The sequence below is a fragment of the Mesorhizobium sp. M7A.F.Ca.ET.027.03.2.1 genome (assembly GCF_003999175.1).
Classification (GTDB): Bacteria; Pseudomonadota; Alphaproteobacteria; order Rhizobiales; family Rhizobiaceae; genus Mesorhizobium.
In genome coordinates this window covers 1-1,552 of the sequence record NZ_RZOM01001264.1, presented here as the reverse complement: position 1 = coordinate 1,552, position 1,552 = coordinate 1, and the positions used below count along the sequence as shown (strand labels likewise).

The 1,552-nt window shown below is 64.8% G+C and carries 2 protein-coding genes; one reads left to right on the top strand and one right to left on the bottom strand.

Going from position 1 to position 1,552, the window contains the following annotated elements:
- Positions 1-644 (top strand): NAD(P)-dependent oxidoreductase (locus EN750_RS33660; RefSeq protein ID WP_145968170.1); only part of this gene is annotated, 644 nt, incomplete at its 5' end.
- A gap of 79 nt (positions 645-723) precedes the next feature.
- Here EN750_RS33660 and EN750_RS33655 read toward each other — a convergent pair.
- Positions 724-1,552: diacylglycerol kinase family protein (locus tag EN750_RS33655; protein WP_145968169.1), on the bottom strand; the 829-nt coding region annotated here is incomplete at its 5' end.

Sequence of the window (1,552 nt, the reverse complement as noted above, 5' to 3'; positions counted from 1 at the left end):
GGATCGAGATGTCGACCAACGGCCGCGACGAAATTACCCGCCTCGCCGCCCTCGCCTCGGCCAGGGGCATCGAGACGCTGGAATGCCCAGTCACCGGTGGCGTGCACCTGGCGGCGGCTGGGAAGATCACCGCGCTGGTCGGTGGCGACGCCGCACTCTATGAACGTCATCGCCCCGCCATCGAGGCGATGTGCGCAAAATCGTTTCTGATGGGCCCGGTCGGCTCGGCGGCGGTGATCAAGGTGATCACCAACATGCTCGCCTTCATCCATCTCGTCGCCGCCGGCGAAGCATTGATGCTGGCCAGACAGGGCGGGCTCGACCTCGCCCAAGCCTATCACGCCATCGTCGCGTCCTCCGGCAACAGCTTCGTCCACGAGACCGAAAGCCAGCTCATCCTCAACGGCTCCTACGACATCGGCTTCACCATGGACCTGGCGCTGAAGGACCTCGGCTTCGCGCTGGCAATGGGCGAACAGTCCGGCGTGCCGCTTGAGCTGGCATCGCGCGTCAACGCCATTTTTCAGCAAGGCAAGGCCGCCTATGGCGGCGGCGCCTGGTCGACCCAGATCGTCAAACTGTTGGAAGATGCCGTCGGCACCGACCTGCGCGCACCTGGTTTCCCGGCCAAGCTCGAACTCTGACGCCGGCTGGATATCAAACGATTTCAGGGCGTTGGCTGGATCGGCGGATCCATCTGAATCAATCTGTCAACGGCTTGATTCAGTATCTGAGCGTCAATGCGCCGGGCAGGATCTCGAAGGTCGCGGGTATGCGTCCCGGCGACTCGCCGTCTATGTCGACCAGCGCGCCATTCTCTGACGCATCGCCGAGCGGTTCGACCACCACTTTCCTGCCGCGCAGGATGGTGATCGCAGGATGATTGCGATGCCGGCCGCCATAGAGCAGCCGGATGTCCCAGATCAGCTTCAGCTTGCCGGCCGCGCGCAGGATGACGATGTCGAACTGCCCGTCGGTCAGTTCCGCATCCGGCGCGACCATCATGCCGCCGCCGAAGAACTTTCCATTTGCCACCGCCACCAGCGCCATGCGCGCTTCGACGGGGACGCCGTCGTCGACCGTTATCCTGACCTCCTGGAAGCGGTAGCGGATGAACTCGACCACGGTGCGCCACAGGAACAGCGCCTTGGCCGACATCCTGCCCTTGCGCTTGTCGGCATTGACGGCGCGGTCGGTGGCGCCGGAAAGCCCCAGGCTGGCGATGTTGATGAAATGCCGGCTGGCCAGCGCGCCGTGATCGTCGACGTAGCAGATGCGTCCGACATCGACCTTGCGGGGCTTGGCTTCGGCGATCCGCTTCAGCACGGCATCGACCTTTTTCGGCAGCCCTAGCCCACGCGCGAAATCGATGCCGGTGCCGCATGGCAAGAGCCCAAGCTCGGTGGTCCGGCCGCTTTCCCTGGCCGCTTGCAGCAGCCCGTCGGCCACTTCGCTGGCGGTGCCGTCGCCGCCGGCCGCGATCACCAGGTCGAAGCCAATCATCGCGAGATCGATTGCCAGCCTTTCGGCGTCGCCTTCCGCTTGCGTCTCG